General features: G+C 74.8%; 10 protein-coding genes. 6 read left to right on the top strand and 4 right to left on the bottom strand.

The features are described 5' to 3' along the window. Nucleotides 1-3: 3 nt before the first annotated feature. The 3 genes from ACVWNX_RS10345 to ACVWNX_RS10335 form a co-directional block, all read right to left on the bottom strand. Nucleotides 4-1,557 carry an alpha/beta hydrolase gene (locus ACVWNX_RS10345; RefSeq protein ID WP_454413604.1) on the bottom strand — a complete coding sequence of 518 codons (1,554 nt, stop codon included), beginning with the start codon at nucleotides 1,555-1,557 and terminating at the stop codon, nucleotides 4-6. A 184-nt stretch (nucleotides 1,558-1,741) separates the two neighbouring features. Further along, nucleotides 1,742-3,286 (bottom strand): alpha/beta hydrolase, encoded by a 1,545-nt coding sequence (locus ACVWNX_RS10340; RefSeq protein WP_454413603.1) that lies wholly within the window; start codon nucleotides 3,284-3,286, stop codon nucleotides 1,742-1,744. Between the two features lie 252 nt (nucleotides 3,287-3,538). Continuing rightward, nucleotides 3,539-6,172, bottom strand: coding sequence for a lysylphosphatidylglycerol synthase transmembrane domain-containing protein (locus ACVWNX_RS10335; protein WP_454414704.1), 2,634 nt, complete (start codon nucleotides 6,170-6,172; stop codon nucleotides 3,539-3,541). A 590-nt stretch (nucleotides 6,173-6,762) separates the two neighbouring features. On the opposite strand from ACVWNX_RS10335, the gene ACVWNX_RS10330 reads away from it, so the two are divergent. The 5 genes from ACVWNX_RS10330 (at nucleotide 6,763) to nudC (ending at nucleotide 17,314) form a co-directional block, all read left to right on the top strand. Next, nucleotides 6,763-7,275 (top strand): MGMT family protein, encoded by a 513-nt coding sequence (locus tag ACVWNX_RS10330; RefSeq protein WP_454413602.1) that lies wholly within the window; start codon nucleotides 6,763-6,765, stop codon nucleotides 7,273-7,275. After that, a complete protein-coding gene (locus ACVWNX_RS10325) occupies nucleotides 7,272-10,754 on the top strand; it encodes an ATP-dependent helicase (protein ID WP_454413601.1) in 3,483 nt (1,160 codons plus the stop codon). Before ACVWNX_RS10330 ends, ACVWNX_RS10325 begins: the two co-directional genes overlap by 4 nt. 286 nt (nucleotides 10,755-11,040) lie before the next feature. Continuing rightward, nucleotides 11,041-14,832 (top strand): UvrD-helicase domain-containing protein, encoded by a 3,792-nt coding sequence (locus tag ACVWNX_RS10320; RefSeq protein ID WP_454413600.1) that lies wholly within the window; start codon nucleotides 11,041-11,043, stop codon nucleotides 14,830-14,832. Between the two features lie 10 nt (nucleotides 14,833-14,842). Next, nucleotides 14,843-16,255, top strand: coding sequence for a dipeptidase (locus ACVWNX_RS10315; protein ID WP_454413599.1), 1,413 nt, complete (start codon nucleotides 14,843-14,845; stop codon nucleotides 16,253-16,255). Between the two features lie 99 nt (nucleotides 16,256-16,354). Further along, on the top strand, nucleotides 16,355-17,314 hold the full coding sequence (gene nudC / locus ACVWNX_RS10310) for an NAD(+) diphosphatase (protein WP_454413598.1): 960 nt from the start codon (nucleotides 16,355-16,357) through the stop codon (nucleotides 17,312-17,314). A gap of 225 nt (nucleotides 17,315-17,539) precedes the next feature. Here the strand turns inward: nudC and ACVWNX_RS10305 are convergent, their stop codons facing one another. Then, nucleotides 17,540-17,797 carry a glutaredoxin family protein gene (locus ACVWNX_RS10305; protein ID WP_454413597.1) on the bottom strand — a complete coding sequence of 86 codons (258 nt, stop codon included), beginning with the start codon at nucleotides 17,795-17,797 and terminating at the stop codon, nucleotides 17,540-17,542. Between the two features lie 449 nt (nucleotides 17,798-18,246). Here ACVWNX_RS10305 and ACVWNX_RS10300 point away from each other — a divergent pair, with 449 nt between their 5' ends. Then, entirely contained in the window at nucleotides 18,247-20,481 is a 2,235-nt protein-coding gene (locus ACVWNX_RS10300; RefSeq protein ID WP_454413596.1) for an ATP-dependent DNA helicase UvrD2, read from the top strand. Nucleotides 20,482-20,547 lie beyond the last annotated feature (66 nt).

Genomic DNA, 20,547 nt, shown 5'->3' with positions numbered 1-20,547 from the left:
ACCTCAGGAGCAGACCTTGCCGTCCTTGGGGGTCCGACCGTCCAGCAGGTAGGTGTTCACCGCGTCGTCCACGCAGTCGCTGCCGCTGCCGTACGCCCCGTGTCCCTCGCCCTTCCAGGTCATCAGGACGCCGACGTCCTCGCCGAGCCCGTCCGCCATGCGCGCCGCCCCCTCGTAGGGGGTCGCGGGGTCGCCGGTGTTGCCGATGACCAGGATCGGCGCGGCCCCCGGGGCACTGACCTCGGAGCGCTCCTGGAGCCCCGGGACCGGCCACTGGTGGCACCAGCCCGCCGTGTCCCAGCCCAGGAACTCCCCGAACACCGGCGAGATCTTCCGGAACTCCGCCAGGGAGGCACGGGCCTGCTCCGGGGTGGTGCGGTCCTTGGCATCGCGGCAGGAGATGGCCCGCTGGGAGTGGCTCTGCGTGCTGTAGGCGCCCTTCTCGTCCCGCTCGTTGTAAGCGTCCGCGAGGGCCAGCAGCGCGGTGCCGTCGCCCTTCTCGGCGGCTTCCAGCGCCTCGGTGAGCGCGGGCCACGACTGCTCGCTGTACAGCGTGATGACGATGCCGGTGAGGGCGAGGGACTGCGTCAGCTCGCGGTCACCGGCGGCGGGCAGCGGCTCGGCGTCGATCCGGCCCAGCAGGTCCGTTATCGCGCGGCTGCCCTCGGCCGGGTCGTCGCCCCGGTCCTCCAGGTAGTTGTCGAGGGCCCGCTGGAAGCCCCGGGCCTGGTTCTTCGCCTGGGTGACGCCGTCCGCCGTGGGGTCGACCACCGCGTCGAAGACCAGGCGTCCGACCCGCTCCGGGAACAGATGGGCGTAGGCGCCGCCGAGCTGGGTGCCGTACGAGATGCCGAAGTAGTGGAGCTTGTCGTCCCCGAGGACCTGGCGCATCAGGTCCATGTCCCGTGCGGTGTCGTCGGTGGACAGATGGGCGAGGAACGGGCCCGCGCCGCGCTCGCAGCCCGCCGCGAAGCCCGCCGCGTCCTTGAGGAACGCCCGCTCCTCGGCGGCGTCGTCGGGGGAGAGGTCGACCTTCTCCGCGGCCTGGATCTCCTCGTCGGAGCGGCAGCGCACGCCCTCGCTGGCACCCACCCCGCGCGGGTCGAAGCTGACCAGGTCGTAGCGCTCGTGGAGGTCGCCGTAGCCGGCGGCGAAGGAGGGCAGCATGGAGACGCCCGAGCCGCCGGGGCCGCCGAAGTTGAAGACGAGCGAGCCGATGCGGTCCCCGCCCTCCTTCACGGTCGAGCGGATCAGCGCGATGTCGATGGTCTCGCCGCCCGGCTTCCCGTAGTCCAGCGGGGCCTTCAGATCGGCGCACTGCCAGGAGTCGTCGGGGGCGGGCTCGCCGCCGTCCGCCTCGCAGCCGCCCCAGTCCAGCCGCTGGCCGGTCAGCGACGCGGGCAGCCCGCCGCCCGCCGTGTCCGAGGGGGTGGGCGCGGTGGACCGCGGGGCCGGGCCCCCGCCCGAGGGCTCTCCGTCCCCGTCGGAACCGCCGCCGCACCCCGCGACCAACACCGCGGTCGCCAGCAGTGCCGCCGACCGTACCCAACGGGTCATGACTTCCCCCTCCACGAGCTGTCCGGCCATAGTAGGCGGCGATCACCGGCCCTCGCCGAGCCTGTGGACAACTCCTGACATGTCCTGGCTATTCGGGGCGGGGAAGGGGGCGGGTGCGGTGCCGGGCGGCCACCGGTCCGGAAGGTCGGCGCACGGGCCCGGGGACCGGGTCACGGGGCCGGGGTCAGGGGCAGACCGTGCCCTCGGCCGGGAGCTTCCCGTCCAGCAGGTAACCGTCCACCGCCTCGCGCACACAGGGGTCCCCGCTGTCGTACGCCCCGTGCCCCTGGCCCTTGTACGTCAGCTCCACGCCGACCCCGGGCCCCAGCGCGTCCACCATCCGACGGGCGCCCTCGTACGGGGTGGCCGGGTCGCCCGTGTTGCCCACGACGAGGATCGGCGCGGCGCCCGCGGCGGCCACGTCCGGATGGTCCGCGGCCCCCGGCACCGCCCAGTCGAGGCAGCTCACCAGGGACCAGGCGAGGAAGTCCCCGAACACGGGGGACGCGGCGCGGAACGCGGGCAGCCGGGCCGTCACGTCGTCCGGGGTGTACCGGGGCTTGTCGTCGGCGCAGTTGATCGCGATGTTCGCGGCCTGGACGTTGCTGTACTTTCCGTCCTCGCCGCGGCCGTTCATCGCGTCGGACAGCGTCATCAGCACCTGGCCGTCCCCGTCGTACGCCTGCTGGAGCCCCTCCGTCAGGTACTCCCAGAAGTCCTCCGAGTACAGGGCCTGGGCGATGCCCCCGGTGGCGGCCGTCTGGGTCAGCTCGCGGGGGAAAAGTCCGGGCAGCGGGTCCTTCTCCAGGTCCCGCAGCAGCGCCCGGATCCGGTCCTCCACGTCCTGCGCGGTGTCCCCGATCGGACAGTCCTCGACCTGGGACACGCAGTTCCGGGCGAAGTTGTCGAGGGCCCGCTGGAAGCCCCGGGCCTGCCCCAGGGCGCCCTGTTCCGGGTCCTGGGTGGGGTCGACCACCGCGTCGAACACGGCCCGGCCCACCGCCTTCGGGAAGAGGTGCGCGTACACCCCGCCGAGTTCCGTGCCGTACGAGATGCCGAAGTAGTGGAGCTCGTCGTCGCCGAGGACCCGGCGCATCAGGTCCATGTCGCGGGCGGCGTCCGTGGTGCGCACATGGGGCAGGACCCGGCCCGACCGGTCCTCGCAGGCCGCGTTGAACTCCCGGGTGTTCTCGACCAGCTCCCTCCGCTCGGCCGCGTCGTCGGGGGTGGCGTCCTGCTGGAAGTACTCGTCGAGCCGTTCGTCGCTCTCGCAGGTCACGCCCGCGCTGCGGCCCACCCCGCGCGGGTCGAAGCTCACCAGGTCGTAGCGGGTGCGCAGCTTCTCGTACTCGTTCTCGAACGCGGGCAGGGTGGTCACCCCGGAGCCGCCGGGCCCGCCGAAGTTGAAGACCAGGGAGCCGATGCGCTCGTCCCCGGGGCCGCTGGCCCGGGCCCGGATCAGGGCGAGGCCGATGGTCGCGCCCTTGGGGTCGTCCCAGTCGAGCGGGGTCTTCAGGGTGGCGCACTGCCACAGTTCGCCGTCCGGGAGCGGCGACGGCGCGGGGCCGCCGCCCTCCGCCGCCGTGGGCTTGGGGCAGTCCGCCCACTGGAGCCGCTGCGCCGCCGGGTCGTCGGGGGTGCCGTCGTCGCCGCAGGCCACGGCCGAGGCGGAGAGCAGGACGACGGACGCGGCCAGCGCGGCGGCCCGCCGGGGCAGGGGCTTGGGCATGCCCCCATCCTGTGCGCCACGCGCGCGGGGCGCGCGGGCCGTGGGCCGGGCGGGTGAACCCGCCCGGCGAGCGGAGTCGGGGGGTGTCGGGCGGGGTGGCCCTCCCGGCGTCCCCGGGCGCCTCTGGGTGCCTCCCGGCTCCCGGACGGCCTCATGAGGTCCGGAACCGCCCTCGGCGGGCCTCCGACGCCTTACGCCTTCACCGGCCCCCCGACGGCCCCCCGACGGCCCCTCAGCGGCGCTCCGACGGCCTCAGAGGGCGCCCTTGCGGGTGAGGTGGTTGAAGAACAGCCAGCCCGGCAGCACCGGCAGCCACAGGGTCAGCAGCCGGTACAGCACCACCGCCGGGGCGGCCACCTCGGTGGGCAGCCCCACCGCGACCAGACCGAAGGTGAGGGCCGTCTCCACGGCGCCCACACCGCCCGGGGTCGGAGCCGCCGAGCCGAGCGCGTTGCCCGCCAGGAAGACCACGGCCACGCCCGCCAGGCTCACGGACGTGGTCCCGTCCCCGAACACCCGGATCGACGCGTCCAGACAGAGCACGAAGCACGCCGTCAGCAGCACCATCCCGCCGATCCCGGTGATCAGCTTCTGCGGACGCTGGAGCACGTCCAGCATGCGCGGCACCACACCCGCGAACAGCGACCGCAGCCGGGTGACCACGAACTTCCGCAGGAACGGGATCGACGTCACCACCAGCACCAGCACGGCGACCGTCAGCAGCCCCGCGATCACCGTCCTCGACGGCGACAGCGACGGGGTCTTCTCGGTGCCCGTCAGATAGCCGAACAACAGCAGCAGCAGGATGTGCGCGCCCAGCCCGAACAGCTGCGAGGCGCCCACACTGGCCACCGCGAGCCCCGGGCGGACCCCCGCCCGCTGGAGGAACCGGGTGTTCAGCGCGACCCCGCCGATCGCCGCCGGGGCCACCAGCTTCACGAACGACCCGGCCACCTGAGCGGCCACGGTGCGCAGGAACGGCACCCGCTCCGGGACGAAGCCCAGCAGGCTCATCGCGGCGGCGAAGTAGCTCAGCGCCGAGAACAGCACGGCCACCGCCACCCAGCCCCACTGGGCCCTTTCCCACGCCGTCCCGAAGTCCGTGTGGGTGAGCTGCGACAGCAGGAAGTACGCGCCGACCGCCCCGGCCAGGATGCTGATCAGGGTGCGCGGTCTGATGCGCTCCAGACGGGCCGGTTCCACGGGCGCCTGCGGCCGGATGAGCAGCACCTGGTGACGGATCTGGGTGAGCAGGTCCTCCTCGCGGGCCTTCTCCAGCGCGTCGTCTATGGCGTGCTGTTCGGCCTGCCGTTCCTCGCGGGCGGACCGCTCGCCGGAGGCCGTGCGGGCGTCGGGCTTCCCGAGCGCTCCGGACGGCCCGTGGACGTCGTCCGGCGCGGCCGTCCCGGTGGTTCCCGGGGCCGTGCCGGAGGAAGCCGCCTCCGCGGCCGCCGAGGCGGCCTCCAGACGCTCCTGCTTCGCCAGCCGGGACGCCTCCAGGACCGCCTCCCGCTCCCGCTGGGAGCGCTCCCTGGCGAGCTTGCGCAGGGTGCCCCGGGTGGCGCGGGTCAGCGCGATCGGCTGGAGCAGCGGCAGACAGCCCGCGACCAGGTCCGGGCCGAGCACGGCCACCGCCGCGGCCACCGACCGCTCGGCGCCCACCCGCAGCCCCAGGGTGGTCAGGAGCTGGGCGACGTCCATCCGCAGCACCAGGTCGCCCGCCGCGATCTCGCCGCCCCGCAGATCGGACAGGATCACCGTGCCGGAACGATCCACCAGGATCGCGTCGCCCGCGAGTCTGCGGTGCGCGATCCGGCGGGACTGGAGGGCCTGCACCTGGCGCCAGGTGTCGTGCAGCAGCGCGTCGGTGATCTCACCGTCGGGCAGCGAGTCGAGGGTGCGTCCGCCCCGGTGCTCGTAGACGAGCATCACCGCGTCCGGGCCCAGCTCCGAGGTGGCGATCAGCTTGGGCGCGTTGGCCCCCGCGGCGATCGCCGCGTACGCCAGCAGGGCCTCCTGCTCCAGCGCCTGGCGCAGCGACTGGAGGCTGCGGCGGGTGGTGATGCCCCGCAGGGTCACCCGGCGCCACACCCGGTAGAAGAACCCGTGCGCCTGCTGTTCGCGGTCCACCACCGTCACGTCCAGCGGGGGACCGTCCTCCAGCGTGACGAAATACCGCCTTCCCCGGTCCCCGTTGTCGCCGTTCCCTGGGCCGTCGCCGTCGGCGACGGCCTCCTCGCGGGCGGCGCTCACCGGGTGGAAGCCGACCCGGCGCAATCCCGCCAGCAGGGTCTGCCCGGTGGGACGCACATTGGGCGAGCCGACCGTGTACAGCGTCCCGTAGGCGATCGTCCAGCCGATGAGGACGGTAAGGATGATCGAGAACGGGGTGGTGTAACCGGTCACCAGCATCGCGAACGCGTCGAGGAGCAGCACCACCCACAGCACCACCCGCCAACGGGGTCTGCGGGACATCCCCACGGCCGTCATGTAGGCGATCACGGGGGCCAGGTAGCCGTGCACCGGATCGGTCAGCGCGTGGATGTCGGCGGGCGACGGCCGGGTCAGCGCGTCCTGGATCGACTGGGGTGCCGACTCCGCGACCCACAGGTCCGTGGCGAGCGTCACCCCGTGCGCCAGGACCGCGGCGAGCACCCCGTCCGCGATCCGCAGCCCGTCCCGTTTGATCAGCCGTTCCACGGCGAACGCCACCGGCACCAGCAGCACCGCGATGCTCGACGCCAGCCCGGCGAACTTGATCAGCAGGTCGGGGGCCTCCTCGGTGCCCTTGCTGATGTCCTGTTCCAGGCCCGAGGTCGTCCCGTGCGCGAACGTGGCGATCGCCAGCACCACCGCGATGGCGAGGACCCCCACGAGCAGCCGCATCAGGTCCGAGGGACGGTGCACGCGCGCGGGGAGCAGCGGTTCGTCGCCCTCCACCTCGTCCACGTAGGTGTCGGCGAGGGGCTCCGTCAGCTCGTCCGGGTCCGCGGGACCCTCCGGGGTGACGGCGGCCGGATCCGCTCCGGCCGGTGCGGGCACCACGGCGTCCGGTACCGGGTCGGCGGCGGGCGCTCCCGTGCCCGGCCCGGTGCCGGACGGGGCGTCCGGCCCTCCGGAGGCGGGCGTCCCGTCCGTCGAGGCGGTGCCGTGCGGCCCGGGCGTCCCGGTGCCGGTCGCCGTGGTCTCCTCGGAATCCTTGTGCGCCTTCAGGGGCCGTTCTCCGGTGTCAGGGCGCGCCGGTCCGCCGGACGTACCCGCTCCTTCGGGGTGCACGCCCGGCCGCTCCGCCGCGTCTTCTCGTTCTCGTATCACCAGTCACCGCCCGCATGATCCTGGCATGCTCCGTCGCCGGAGCGGGGCATCAGGGTGCGATACGGGGACATCGGGACCTCCTCACCCGCTTCCCGTGGGCCTCGCGCGCGACCGGGCCGGAGCCCGCCGCGCTGTCGGTGGTGTGGGGCAGGATAGGACGGATGAGCGAGGAGAGCCGCCCGGCGGACGCGACGGCCGCACCCGGGGGAACCGCCGGACACGACGGTCCCCCCAGGTACCCCGCGTACGCGGAACGGGTCCTGGAAGTCGCCGATCTGATCCCGCCCGGCCGGGTGATGACCTACGGGGACGTCGCGGAATGGCTGGAGGAGGGCGGGCCGCGCCAGGTCGGCCGGGTGATGGCCCTCTACGGCGGGGCCGTGCCCTGGTGGCGGGTGATCCGCGCCGACGGAGTGCTCCTGCCGGGGCACGAACCGGACGCCCTCGGCCACTACCGGGCCGAGGGCACGCCCCTGCGCGCGTCGGCCTCCTCCGCCACCGGCTACCCGAGGGTCGACGTACGGCACGCGCGCTGGGACGGGCACGACGGACAAGACCCGCAGGACGGGCCGGACGGGCCGGACCACACGCACGACGGGCCGGACGGCCGTGCCCCACGGGACGGCCGGCCGCACCCCCCTCAGCACGACCACCAGGACCGACGAACCACGTGAGCTTCCCTTCCTCCACCAGACGCCCGCCGCACCCCCGTGCGCGGCGGGAGGGCACCGGCGCGTACCGGCTGGTGCGTACCGCGCCGACCCGGGTGGCCCCCCCTCGTCTGGACGCACACCAGCGCGCGGTGGTTGACCACGGGAAGGGACCGCTGCTCGTGCTGGCGGGCCCGGGTACCGGCAAGACCACGACCCTCGTCGAGTCGGTCGCCGCCCGGGTGGCCCGTGGCGACGACCCCGCGCGCGTGCTGGTGCTCACCTTCAGCCGCAAGGCCGCCGTCGAACTGCGCGACCGGATGGCCCTGCGCATCGGTGCCGCCCGCGCCCCCCAGGCCACCACGTTCCACTCGTTCTGCTACGCCCTGGTCCGCGCCCACCAGGACGCCGACCTGTTCGTGGAACCCCTGCGGCTGCTGTCCGGACCGGAGCAGGACGTCACCGTGCGGGAACTGCTCGCCGGACAGATCGACCTCGAACGCGCCGGACTGCGCCACGTCCGCTGGCCCGACGAACTGCGCGCCTGTCTGACCACCCGGGGCTTCGCCGACGAGGTGCGCGCCGTCATCGCCCGCACCCGGGAACTGGGGCTCGCCCCCCGCGCCCTCGGGGACTTCGCGGCCCGCACCGGCCGCCCCGACTGGGGTGCCGCCGCCGCGTTCCTCGCCGACTACCTGGACGTCCTCGACCTCCAGGGCGTGCTCGACTACACCGAACTCGTCCACCGGGCCGTCCTCCTCGCCCGCCTCCCCGGGACCGCCGCCGCGCTGGCCGCCCAGTACGACGCCGTCTACGTCGACGAGTACCAGGACACCGACCCCGCGCAGGTGCGGCTCCTGGACGCGCTCGCGGGCGGCGGACGCACCCTCGTCGCCTTCGGCGACCCCGACCAGTCGATCTACGCGTTCCGGGGCGCCGACGTCAACGGCATCCTCGACTTCCCCACCGCCTTCCGGCACCCCGACGGCACCCCCGCGCGCGTGGAGGTCCTCGGCACCTCCCGCCGCTCCGGCACCGCCCTGCTCACCGCGACCCGGCTCCTCACCCAGCGCATGCCCCTCACCCGGCTGCCCGCCGACCGGGTCCGCGCCCACCGCGACCTCGCCGCCGCCCGCGACGGCGGACAGGTCGAGGTGTACACGTACCCGACGTCCGGGACGGAGCTGGACAACGTCGCCGACATCCTGCGCCGCGCCCATCTGGAGGACGGCGTGCCCTGGGGCGAGATGGCCGTCCTGGTGCGCGCGGGCGGCCGCAGCATCCCCGGACTGCGGCGCGCCCTGACCTCCGCGGGCGTGCCCCTCGACATCGACGGCGACGATCTGCCGCTCCGGCACGAACCCGCGGTGGCGCCCCTGCTGACGGCCCTCAAGGCGGTCGCCGAAGCGGTCCTCGGGGAGCCCGCCGGGGTTCCGGCCGCCGCCGTCGCCCGCCAGGACGCCGTCCCCCTTCAGGAGGGCACCCCTCTTCAGGAGAGCGCCACTTCCGCCGGCACTGGCACTGGCACCGACACTGGCACCAGCACGGGCACCGTTCCGGACGGCACCGACACCGGCGCCACTCCGGACGACGGCCCCCAGGACCTTGACGGCACCCCTGCTCCAGACACCTCGTGGCTGGACACCGAGACCGCGCTCACCCTCCTCGCCTCCCCGCTCGGCGGCATGGACGCCGCCGACCTGCGCCGTCTCGGCCGCGCCCTGCGCGACGAGGAACGCGCCGCCGGGAACGCGCTGCCCCCGCCCTCCGACGCGCTGCTCGCCCGCGCCGTCGCCGAACCGGAACGCCTCGCCGCGCACGACCCCGCCTACGCGCGCGGCGCCCAGCGCCTGGGCGCCCTGCTGCGCGCCGCCCGCGAACGGCTCGCCCGGGGCGGCACCGCCGAGGAAGCCCTGTGGGAGCTGTGGCAGGGCACCTCGTGGCCGCAGCGCCTGGAGCGTGCCGCCCGGCGCGGCGGCGCCGCCGGACGCAACGCGGACCGCGACCTCGACGCCGTGTGCGCCCTCTTCGCGACCGCCGCCCGCGCCGAGGAACGCACCGGGGGCCGGGGCGCCCTGAACTTCCTCGCGGAGACCGAGGCGGCCGACATCGCCGCCGACACCCTCACCCGGCGCGCCGTGCGCCCCGACGCGGTCCGGCTGATGACCGCCCACCGGGCCAAGGGCCTCGAATGGCGGCTCGTCGTGGTGGCCGGGGTCCAGGAGGGCCTCTGGCCCGATCTGCGCCGCCGCGGCTCGCTCCTGGAGGCCGACCGCATCGGCCGCGACGGGCTCGCCGCCCCGCTGCCGCCCGGCGCCCTGCTCGCCGAGGAACGCCGTCTCTTCTACGTGGCCGCCACGCGCGCGCGTGAACGCCTCGTCGTCACCGCCGTGAAGGCACCCGCCGACGACGGCGACCAGCCGTCCCGCTTCCTGACCGAACTCGGCGTCGAACCCCGGGACGTCACCGGCCGTCCCCGCCGTCCGCTAGCCGTCGCCGCCCTCGTCGCCGAGCTGCGGGCCACCACCGTCGACCCCCAGGCGTCCCCGGCGCTGCGCCGCGCCGCCGCCGGGCGGCTCGCCGCCCTCGCCGCCCTCGACGACGACGGACGCCCCCTGGTGCCCGCCGCCCACCCGTACCGCTGGTGGGGCGTGGACGACCCCACCGAGAACCGGGTGCCCCTGCGCGACCGCTCCAGCCCCGTCACCCTGTCGGGCAGCGCCCTCGACCAGCTCGCCCACACCTGTGCCCTCCAGTGGTTCCTCGGCCGCGAGGTGAAGGCCGACGCCCCCGCCACCGCCGCGCAGGGCTTCGGCAACGTCGTCCACGTCCTCGCCGACGAGGTCGCCTCCGGACGCACCCCCGCCGACCTCGACGTCCTCATGGAGCGCCTCGACTCGGTGTGGGACGCCCTGGCCTTCGACGCGCCCTGGAAGTCCGCCCAGGAGAAGGAGCACGCGCGCGCGGCGCTCGAACGCTTCCTCACCTGGCACGTCACCGACCGCGCCGGACGCACCGCCGTGGCCAGCGAGCACGACTTCGACGTCACCCTGGAGGCGGGCCCCTACGACGTGCGCGTCCGGGGCTCCATGGACCGCGTCGAACGGGACGGCGAGGGCCGCGCCTACGTCGTCGACTTCAAGACCGGCAAGAACACCCCCACCGCCGCAGAGGTCGCCCGCCACCCCCAGCTCGCCGTCTACCAGCTCGCCGTCACCGAGGGCGCCGTCGACGACGCCTTCGACGGCGTCCGCCCCCCGCCGGGCGGCGCGGAACTCGTCCAGCTGCGCCAGGGCGCCCCGGTCCGCGACGGCGGCGACGACCACCCCCGGGTACAGGCCCAGGAGCCGCCGTCCGGGCAGTGGATCGGGGACCTCCTGGCCACCGCCGCGGGCAAGGTCCTCGACGAACGCTTCTCGCCCACCACCGGCCAGCACTGCGGCCACTGCGCGTTCCGCGCCTCGTGCAGCGCCCGCCCCGAGGGACGCCACGTGGTCGAGTGACCGGGTGAGCTCGCTCACGGCCGTCCCCCCCCGGCCCGGCCGCGCGTCCACCGCCCCCGGAGCGGGGGAGGGCCCGCGCGCGGGTCGGCGTACCGGCTGAGGGGCCGGGGTCCAGGGAGCGTCCTGCCGGGCCCGGACGGCCCCCGGCGGCCCGTCCGGGCAGCTGCCGAGCAGCCGCTCCGGCGGACGCGCGAACGCGCTCCCGGCCCCTCGGGACGCCGACAGCGGACGGACGGCGGACGGACGCCGGTCCGGAACGTCAGCGCCCGCGACTAGCCTCTCCCGTGTGCCCGCACACCTCACCGACCCCGAGCAGCTGAAGCGGCTCCTCGGCATCCCGTTCACCCCGGAGCAGACGGCCTGCATCATCGCGCCGCCCGCCCCGCAGGTCATCGTGGCCGGGGCCGGGTCGGGCAAGACGACCGTCATGGCCGCCCGCGTGGTGTGGCTCGTCGGCACCGGTCAGGTCGCCCCCGAACAGGTCCTCGGCCTCACCTTCACCAACAAGGCCGCCGGTGAACTCGCGGAACGCGTCCGCAAGGCCCTCGTCAAGGCCGGGGTCACCGACCCCGCCGTCATCGACCCCGACAACCCCCCCGGCGAACCCGTCATCTCCACCTACCACGCCTTCGCCGGACGGCTCCTCACCGACCACGGGCTCCGCATCGGCCTGGAACCCACCACCAGGCTCCTCGCCGACGCCACCCGCTTCCAGCTCGCCGCCCGCGTGCTGCGCGAGGCCCCCGGCCCCTACCCGGCGCTCACCCGCTCCTTCCCCGACCTCGTCAGCGACCTCCTCGCCCTCGACGCCGACCTCGCGGAACACCTCGTCGCCCCCGAGGACCTCCGCGCCCACGACACCGCCCTGCTGGACACCCTGGACGGCGTCCGGCTCGGCAACGCCGATCTGCGCAAGGTCCCCGAGGCCGCCGCCGCCCGCCGCGAACTCGCCGGACTCGTGCTGCGCTACCGCGCCGCCAAACGCTCCCGCGACCTCCTCGACTTCGGCGACCAGATCGCCCTCTCCGCCACCCTCGCCCGCACCCGCCCCGAGGTCGGCCGCATCCTCCGCGACGAGTTCCGCGTCGTCCTCCTCGACGAGTACCAGGACACCTCCGTCGCCCAGCGCATCCTGCTGTCCGGCCTCTTCGGCGCCGCCACCGGACACCCCGTGACCGCCGTCGGCGACCCCTGCCAGGCCATCTACGGATGGCGCGGCGCCTCCGTCGCCAACCTCGACGACTTCCCCCACCACTTCGCCCACGCCGACGGCCGCCCCGCCACCCGCCACTCCCTCAGCGAGAACCGCCGCAGCGGCGGGCGCCTCCTCGACCTCGCCAACGACCTCGCCACCCCCCTGCGCGCCCGCCACGCGGGCGTGGAGGCCCTCCGCCCCGCCCCCGGCGCCGAACGCGAGGGCACCGTCCGCTGCGCCCTGCTGCCCACCCACGCCGAGGAGATCGCCTGGATCGCGGACTCCCTCGCCCACCTGGTGCGCACCGGCACCCAGCCCGGCGAGATCGCGGTGCTGTGCCGCACCGCCGCCGACTTCGCCGACATCCAGGGCGCCCTGGTGGCCCGGGACGTCCCCGTCGAGGTCGTCGGACTCTCCGGACTGCTCCACCTGCCCGAGGTCGCCGACCTGGTCGCCGTCTGCGAGGTGCTCCAGGACCCCGGCGCCAACGCCTCCCTGGTACGGCTGCTCACCGGCCCCCGCTGGCGGATCGGCCCCCGCGACCTCGCCCTGCTGGGCCGCCGCGCCCGCCTCCTCGTCCGCCACGCGCGCGTGGACGGCGACGACGGACCCGACCTCGGCAGACGCCTCGCGGAGGCCGTCGAAGGCGTCGACCCCGCCGAGGTCGTCTCCCTCGCGGACGCCCTCGACACCTTCCTGGAACAGCCCGCCGACACCCCCGACGACGGCCTGCCGTTCTCCGCCGCCGCCCGCGTCCGCTTCGCCCGCCTCGCCACCGAACTGCGCGATCTGCGCCGCTCCCTCGCGGACCCCCTCATGGACGTGCTGCACCGGGTCCTCGCCACCACCGGACTGGAGGTCGAACTGTCGGCGTCCCCGCACGCGCTCGCCGCCCGCCGCCGGGAGACCCTCGCCAACTTCCTCGACACCGCCGCCTCCTTCGCCGCCCACGACAAGGACGCCACGCTCCTCGCCTTCCTCGCCTTCCTGCGGACCGCCGCCCAGTACGAGAAGGGCCTCGACAACGCCCTGCCCGGCGGCGAGAACACCGTCAAGGTGCTCACCGCCCACAAGTCCAAGGGCCTCGAATGGGACGTCGTCGCCGTCCCCGGACTCGTCACCGGCACCTTCCCCAGCGCCCAGGGCCGCGACCGGTGGACCGCGCGCGGCAACGTCCTGCCCCACCCCCTGCGCGGCGACGCCGACACCCTGCCCGAGGTCACCGCCTGGGACGCGCGCGGCCTCAAGGCGTTCCACGAGGACATGAAGGGCCACCAGCACACCGAGGAGCTCCGCCTCGGCTATGTCACCTTCACCCGCCCCCGCTCCCTGCTGCTGGGCTCCGGCCACTGGTGGGGGCCCACCCAGAAGCGGCTCCGGGGCCCCTCGGACTTCCTGCGCGCCCTCCACGACCACTGCGCCGCCGGACACGGCGAGATCGAGGAGTGGGCCGACCGCCCGGGCCCCGACGACGAGAACCCCGCCCTCGGCGCGGCCACCGCCGACCACGCCTGGCCCCTGCCGCTGGACCCGGACGCCCTCCGCCGCCGCCGGGCCGCCGCCGACCTCGTCCTCGACCACCTCGCCCGGCTCACCGGCACCACCCCCGCGCGCGGGCCCGACGGCCGCCCCGCGTCCCCCGCCACGACCGGCGAGGACCCGGAGTGGCCCCCGCCCCCCGAGGACCCCTACGAACCGCTGGACGGGCCCCCGGACGATCCGGACGACCCGTACGGCCCCCCGGACGGCTTCGGCGCCCCCGACGGCCCTGACGGCACCGGTGAGCCCGGCGGCTGGGACGACTGGAGCCCCACGCGCCCCGCCGTCCCGGTCCGGGCGGACCTCCCCGGACCGCTTCCGCTTCCGGACGGCACGGCCGCGCCCTCCCCGGACGCCCACGCGCCCACCGTCCCCGGCCCCGGGGCGCCCTCCGGCGTCACCGTGCCCCCCGCGCGCGTGCCCGCCGACGACGGCCCCGGCGACCCCACCGGTCCTGGCGATCTCACCGGCCCCGGTGACCCCGCCTGGCTCGGCGAAACCGACGGTTCCGGCGGCGCCGACAGCTCCGGTGACCCCACCGGTCCCGACGGTCCCACTGGTCCCACCGGTCCCGACGGCCCCGACGGACTCACCCCCGAGGACGCCCGCGCGGTCGCCTCCTGGGACCGTGACCTCGACGCCCTCACCGGGGAACTGCTGCGCGCCCGCCGCCGCGTCACCGACGTCGCCCTGCCCGCCTCCCTCACCGCCTCCCAGCTCCTCCACCTCGCCGCCGACCCCGACGGCTTCGCCCAGGAGCTGGCCCGCCCCATGCCGCGCCCCCCGCAGCCCGCCGCCCGCCAGGGCACCCGCTTCCACGCCTGGGTCGAGTCCCGCTACGAGGAACTGCGGCTGCCCCTGCTCGACCCCGACGACCTCCCCGGAGCCGACGCCGAGATCGCCGACGCGCACGACCTGGAGGAGCTGAAGGCCGCCTTCGAACGCACGCCCTACGCGCGGCGCACCCCGTACCGGGTCGAGGCCCCGTTCCAGCTGGAACTCGCCGGACGCGTCGTCCGGGGCCGCATCGACGCCGTCTACCGCGACGGCGAGGGCGAGGACACCACCTACGAGATCGTCGACTGGAAGACCGGCCACGGCCAGGACGCCGACCCCCTCCAGCTCGCCGTCTACCGCCTCGCCTGGGCCGAGCGCCAAGGCGTCCCCCTGGAGTCCGTCACGGCCACCTTCCTCCACGTACGCGGCGGCGAGACGGTGCGCCCCGCACGGCTCCCCGGACGGGCCGAACTGGAACGCCTCCTCGGCGGCCGGGACGACGACGGCACCCCCGGCGTGCCCGCCCCCGGGGAACCGCCGGACCGGTCCGCTCCGGCGGGCGGTTAGGCTCAAGACCATGAGCAAGCCCGTTGACAGTGCCGTCAGCGCCGTCCGCACGTACATCGCCACCCACCGCGACGCCTTCTTCGCCGACCTCGGCGACTGGCTGCGCGTCCCGTCCGTCTCCGCGCAGCCCGAGCACGCGGACGACGTACGGCGCAGCGCCGAATGGCTCGCCGCAGCCCTCAAGGACACCGGGTTCCCGGCCGTCGAGATCTGGGACACCCCCGGCGCCCCCGCGGTCTTCGCGCACTGGCCCTCCGCCGACCCCGACGCCCCCACCGTCCTCGTCTACGGCCACCACGACGTCCAGCCCGCCGCCCGTGAGGACGGCTGGCACACCGACCCGTTCGAGCCGGTCGTCCGGGACGGCAAGCTGTACGCGCGCGGAGCCGCCGACGACAAGGGGCAGGTGTTCTTCCACACCCTCGGCGTCCGCGCCCACCTCGCGGCCACCGGGCGCACCACCCCCGCCGTCCATCTGAAGCTGCTGGTCGAGGGCGAGGAGGAGTCCGGCTCCCCGCACTTCCGTGCCCTGGTCGAGGAACACGCCGACCGGCTCGCCGCCGACGCCGTCATCGTCTCCGACACCGGCATGTGGTCCGCCGACACCCCCACCGTGTGCACCGGCATGCGAGGCCTCGCGGACTGCGAGATCGAGCTGTACGGACCCGACCAGGACATCCACTCCGGGTCCTTCGGCGGAGCCGTCCCCAACCCGGCGGACGCCGCCGCCCGCCTCGTCGCCGCCCTCCACGACGAGCACGCGCGCGTGACCGTCCCCGGCTTCTACGACGGCGTCGTCGACCTCACCGACCGGGAACGCGAACTCTTCGCCGAGCTGCCCTTCGACGAGGCCGAGTGGCTGCGCACCGCCAAGTCCCACGCCACCCGGGGCGAGGCCGGATACACCACCCTGGAACGGCTGTGGGCCCGTCCGACCGCCGAGGTCAACGGCATCGGCGGCGGCTACCAGGGCCCCGGCGGCAAGACGATCATCCCCGCCCGGGCGATGCTGAAGCTGTCCTTCCGGCTGGTGGCCGGGCAGGACCCGGACCACGTGGAGGCGGCCGTCCGCGCGTGGGTGGCCGACCAGCTGCCCGACGGCGTCCGTCACGACATCGTCTTCGGCGCCGCCACCCGCCCCTGTCTGACCCCGCTCGACCACCCCGCCCTCCAGTCGGTGACCCGCGCGATGGGCCGCGCCTTCGGCACGGACGTCCGGTACACCCGCGAGGGCGGCTCCGGGCCCGCCGCCGACCTCCAGGACGTCCTCGGGGCACCCGTGCTGTTCCTCGGCGTCTCCATCCCGTCCGACGGCTGGCACGCGCCCAACGAGAAGGCCGAGCTGGACCTGCTGCTGAAGGGCGTGGAGGCCACGGCCTACCTGTGGGAGGACCTCGCCGCCACCTGGCGCGATGCCCGCTGACGCACCCGCCCGCGCGCACCGCGCGCCGCACCGGGGCCGCCCCCTGGCCCCGCCGCACGACTCGCCGAACCCGCCGACACATCCGCATCCCCGGGGGAGATGGAAGCACCTGTGACCACCTGGACCGAGCGCTACGCCGATCATCCGCTGCCGCTGACCGCGCCGAGCGGCATCGACCGCGCCGCCCACCAGCGCCTTGACGAAGCGTGGCTCGCCGCGGCCTGGAGCCACCCCACGACCAGGGTCTTCGTGGTCTCCGGGGGCAAGGTCCTCATCGACGAGACGTCCGACGGCCGCACCGAACTGATGATGACCCCCACCTTCGAGGCGCCCGTCACCGAGGCCCACCGCTACTTCCTGGGCACCGACGACGACGGGGTGCGGTACTTCGCGCTCCAGAAGGACACCCTTCCGGGACGCCTCGACCAGTCGGCACGGGCGGCCAGCCTGCGGGAGGCCGGACAACTGCTGTCGCCCCGGGACGCGGGCCTCATGGTGCACGCCGTGGCGCTGGAGAACTGGCAGCGCATGCACCGCTTCTGCTCCCGCTGCGGCGAACGCACCGTCATCGCCGCCGCCGGGCACATCCGCCGCTGCCAGGCGTGCGGCGCCGAGCACTACCCGCGCACCGACCCGGCCGTGATCATGCTGGTCACGGACGACGAGGACCGGGCGCTCCTCGGCCGCCAAGTGCACTGGCCCGAGGGCCGGTTCTCCACCCTCGCCGGGTTCGTGGAGCCCGGCGAGTCCATCGAGCAGTCGGTGCGCCGAGAGGTCCGCGAGGAGGTCGGCCTGGAGATCGGGGAGGTCGGTTACGTCGCCAGCCAGCCGTGGCCGTTCCCGTCCAGCCTGATGCTGGGCTTCGTGGCCCGCGCCACCACGACGGACGTCGACGTGGACGGCGAGGAGATCTCGGAGGCCCGCTGGTTCACCCGGGACGAGCTGGCCGCCGCCTTCGACTCCGGCGAGGTCCTGCCGCCCTACGGCATCTCCATCGCGTCCCGGCTGATCGAACTCTGGTACGGCAAGCCGCTGCCCCGGCAGGGCCCCGCCTTCTGAGGCGTACCCGGCCCCGTGGGCGTCCGGACCGGGGGCAGGGCCCCTGCCTCCGGTCCCGCCCCTGTCGTGTCCGGTCCGTGCGGGCCCGGCGGGCCCGCCCTGGCGCACACACGACGACGGCGTTCCGTACGGTCCGGATAACCGCGCGGAACGCCGTCCGTCGAAATGCGCCGCGCCCGTGCCGTACCGCGTGGTAGGTACGGCACGGGGCGCTGGGGCCGGGCCTCAGCTGGCCAGGGCCTGCTTCACCTGGGCGAGGCTCGGGTTCGTCATCACCACGTCGGCGCCGCCGCCGCGCGGCCCCACGACGACGGTCGGCACCGTCTGGTTGCCGCCGTTCGCCTCCTCCACGAACTTCGCGGACTCCGGGTCCTGCTCGATGTTGATCTCGTGGTAGCCGATGCCCTCACGGTCCAGCTGGCTCTTCAGCCGCTGGCAGTAACCGCACCACGTAGTGCTGTACATCGTCACAGTGCCCGACATGTCTCTCCCGTTCCTCGGTGCCCGGAGGGTGAGCTCGTCGCTCACCCGCACCACGGAAACGTACGGGGAGCGGCCACCATTCCCGGCGGCGGGGGAGGTTTCGCCCGGACCGGCGATTGAGCGCATCCAGCGAGGGCGTCACGGAGGGTGACCGCGATGGGGTCGTCGGGTCGCTCGGCCGGTTCCGCGCGGGCAACTCGGGTGCCCCCCGGTCGGCGGGTGAGAGGTCAGGGTGCGGGATGGCGCGTCATCCGCTGAATGACGGGTGGGGGCGGTGGTGTCGCGAGAGAGCCGGGGAAAGCCGTGGGGAGCCGCCGGGGGTGGCGAGGGGAGGGCGAGAGGGCGGCGGCCGGGAGAGCGTAGGTGTGATGGTCGTACCAGTACGACTGAACCCCTCGCCCTGTGGATAACTTTTCCCGCCCCCTCCATGGACCTGGCAGCATGGCGGGGTGACCTCAGCAACGCACTCCACGCTCTTCCCAGGGGGACCGGGACCCACCCAGTTCCCCGAGCCGCCACGGGGCGCCGACGCCGTACTGGACGGGCTCGACCCCGAACAGCGGGCCGTGGCGACCTCCCTGCGCGGCCCGGTGTGCGTCCTCGCCGGAGCGGGCACCGGCAAGACCAGGGCCATCACCCACCGCATCGCCTACGGGGTCCACGCCGGAGTCCTCCAGGCCGGCAGCGTCCTCGCCGTCACCTTCACCAACCGCGCGGCGGGCGAGATGCGCGGACGGCTGCGGCAGCTGGGCGTCCAGGGCGTCCAGGCCCGCACCTTCCACTCCGCCGCCCTCCGCCAGCTCCAGTACTTCTGGCCCAAGGCCGTCGGCGGCTCCCTGCCCCGGATCGTCGACCGCAAGATCCAGCTCGTCGCCGACGCCGCCACGGTCTGCGGCATCCGCCTCGACCGCACCGAGCTGCGCGACGTCACCGGCGAGATCGAATGGGCCAAGGTCACCCAGACGGTCCCCGCCGACTACGCCCCCGCCGCCCGCGCGGCCGGACGGGAGGCCCCCCGCGCCGCCGCGGAGATCAGCCAGCTCTACGGCGCCTACGAGGACCTGAAGCGCCAGCGCTCCGTCATCGACTTCGAGGACGTCCTGCTGCTGACCGTCGCCGTCCTCCAGGACCGGCACGACATCGCCGACCAGGTCCGGAGCCAGTACCAGCACTTCGTCGTGGACGAGTACCAGGACGTCAGCCCCCTCCAGCAGCGGCTGCTCGACCTGTGGCTGGGCGAGCGGGACAGCCTCTGCGTCGTCGGCGACGCCAGCCAGACCATCTACTCCTTCACCGGCGCCACCCCGGACCACCTGCTCGACTTCCGCACCCGCCATCCGGGGGCCACCGTGGTCAAACTCGTCCGCGACTACCGCTCCACCCCCCAGGTCGTCCACCTCGCCAACGGCCTGCTCGCCCAGGCCAGCGGACGCGCCGCCGACCACCGCCTCGAACTGGTCTCCCAGCGCGACAACGGCCCCACGCCCCTCTACGCCGAGTACCCCGACGAACCCGCCGAAGCCGAGGGGACCGCCCGCCGCATCCGCGAGCTCATCGCCTCCGGAGTGCCCGCCAGCGAGATCGCCGTCCTCTTCCGCACCAACAGCCAGTCCGAGACCTACGAACAGGCCCTCGCCGACGCCGCCGTCCCCTACCAGCTGCGCGGCGCCGAACGCTTCTTCGAGCGGCCCGAGGTCCGCGAAGCGGGCGCGGCCCTGCGCGGCGCCGCCCGCTTCGGCGCCAACGACGCCCTCCTCGATGACGCCGACGACCTCCCCACCCAGGTCCGCAACGTCCTGTCCGGCCTCCCCGGCCGAGGGTGGACGCCCCAGCCCCCCGCGGGCTCCGGCGCCGCCCGGGAACGCTGGGAATCCCTGGCCGCCCTGGTGCGGCTCGCCGAGGACCTCGCCCGCGCCCGCCCCGCCGCCACCCTCGGCGACCTCGTCGCCGAACTCGACGAACGCGCCGGAGCCCAGCACGCGCCCACCGTCCAAGGCGTCACCCTCGCCTCCCTGCACGCCGCCAAGGGCCTCGAATGGGACGCCGTCTTCCTCGTCGGAGTCGCGGAGGGGATGATGCCGATCACCTACGCCCGCACCCCCGAACAGATCGAGGAGGAGCGCCGCCTGCTCTACGTCGGGGTCACCCGGGCCCGTGAGCGCCTCCACGTCTCCTGGGCGCTGGCCCGCTCGCCAGGCGGTCGCCCCGGCCGAAGCGCCAGCCACTTCCTCGACGGACTGCGCCCCGGCACCGCGGGCGGCGGCACGACCCGGGGCACCCGGCCCGGCCGGGGCGGCGTCGAACCCGGCAGCGACCGGACCCCCGCCCCTGCCGCGCCCCGCCGGGCCCGCACCCCCGCGCGCTGCCGGGTCTGCCGGCGGACCCTGACCGACGCGGGCGAGATGAAACTGATGCGCTGCGAGGACTGCCCCTCGGACATGGACGAGGGCCTCTACACCCGGCTCCACGACTGGCGGGCCGTCCGCGCCAAGGAGACCGGCCAGCCCGAGTTCTGCGTCTTCACCGACAAGACCCTCATCGCCATCGCCGAGGCGATCCCCCAGGATGAGGGAACCCTGGCCCGCATCCCGGGGGTCGGGATGCGCAAGGTACGGGGCTTCGGCGCCGATGTGCTGGCCATTTGCGCAGGTGAGGAGGGTCAGCGAGGGGACCCTGACCTCTGAGGCAAACTCGTCGGAAAAATAGTTTGCGCATGCCCCAGCAGGCACCATAGGTTCTGAAGCACGGAA

This window comes from Streptomyces sp. JNUCC 64 (assembly GCF_054484115.1).
The sequence above is the reverse complement of the archived record's forward strand: the minus strand, read 5'-3'. Positions and strand labels throughout refer to the sequence as shown.